Origin of the sequence: Actinosynnema sp. NPDC023658, assembly GCF_040639995.1 — a bacterium.
Lineage (GTDB): Bacteria > Actinomycetota > Actinomycetes > Mycobacteriales > Pseudonocardiaceae > Actinosynnema.
Map to the genome: position 1 here is coordinate 1 of NZ_JBFAAX010001397.1, position 1,187 is coordinate 1,187.

1 protein-coding gene is annotated in these 1,187 nt (G+C 74.6%); it reads left to right on the top strand.

The genetic code is table 11. The features are described from left to right. The coding region (locus tag AB0G02_RS41295; protein WP_360806344.1) for an AMP-binding protein at window positions 1-1,172 on the top strand (1,172 nt) is incomplete at its 5' end. Between the last annotated feature and the right edge of the window lie 15 nt (window positions 1,173-1,187).

Sequence of the window (1,187 nt, forward strand, 5' to 3'; positions counted from 1 at the left end):
ACCTGGAGGTGGGCCTGCCGGTCGCCGCACGCGCGCCGCGGGCCGCCGCCATCCCCGGCATGGTGTCCAACATCGTGCCGCTGCGACTGCGTCCCCGGTCCGAGCAGAGCATCGGTGAGTACCTGCGGGAGACGGCGCGGGCGTTGCGCGGCGCCGTGCGCCACCAGCGGTACCGCTACGAGGACCTCCGCCGCGACCAGGGCCTGCTCGCCGGCGGCGCGCGGCTCGTCGGGCCGCACGTGAACATCGTGGTGCTGGACCAGGTGCTGGACTTCGCCGGCGCGGTCGGCCACGTGGCGAACCTGGCCGGCGGTCCGGTGGACGACGTGTCGTTGGTGGTCGACGGTCGGGCGGGCGGCCTGGACCTGTGCTTCGACCTCAACCCCGACCTCTACACCGCCGAAGCCGCCGCGGACGTGGTCTCGCGGTTCGGCACGCTGCTCGGTCAGGTGCTGGCCGCCGGCGCCGACGCGCCGTTGGGGCACCTGGAGCTGGTGACCGACGACGAGCGCGCGCTCGTGGCGTCGTGGAACGACAACACGGTCGAGGTGGTCGGGACGACCGTGCCCGCGCTGTTCGAGGCGCAGGTGGAGCGGACGCCCGACGCGGTGGCGGTGGTGTTCGGGGACGAGGTGCTCACCTACCGCGAGCTCAACTCCCGCGCGAACCGGCTGGCCCGGCTGCTGGTGGCGCACGGCGTGGGCCCGGAGCGGTTCACGGCGCTGGCGGTGCCGCGGTCGGCGACGATGATCACGGCGTTGCTGGCGGTGCTCAAGGCCGGCGGCGCCTACCTGCCCGTGGACCCCGCGCACCCGGCGGACCGCATCGCGCAGATCCTGGGCGACGCGGCACCCGCGTTGATCCTCACCACGTCCGACGCGGGCGTGGCCCTGCCGGCCGGGCTGCCCGTGCTGGTGCTGGACGAGCTCCCGGCGGCGGTCCGCACCGGCCAGGCCGTCGCTGAGCTGGACGACGCCGACCTGGACGACGCCGACCGGCTGTCGCCGTTGCTGTCGGACCACGCGGCGTACGTCATCCACACGTCCGGGTCGACCGGCCGCCCCAAGGGCGTCATGATCGGCCACGGCGCGCTGGGCAACTTCCTGCTCTCGATGCGCGACCGCCCCGGCCTGGCGCCCGGCGCGGCCGTGCTCGCGCTGACCACGGTGTAGTTCGACATATCCGCC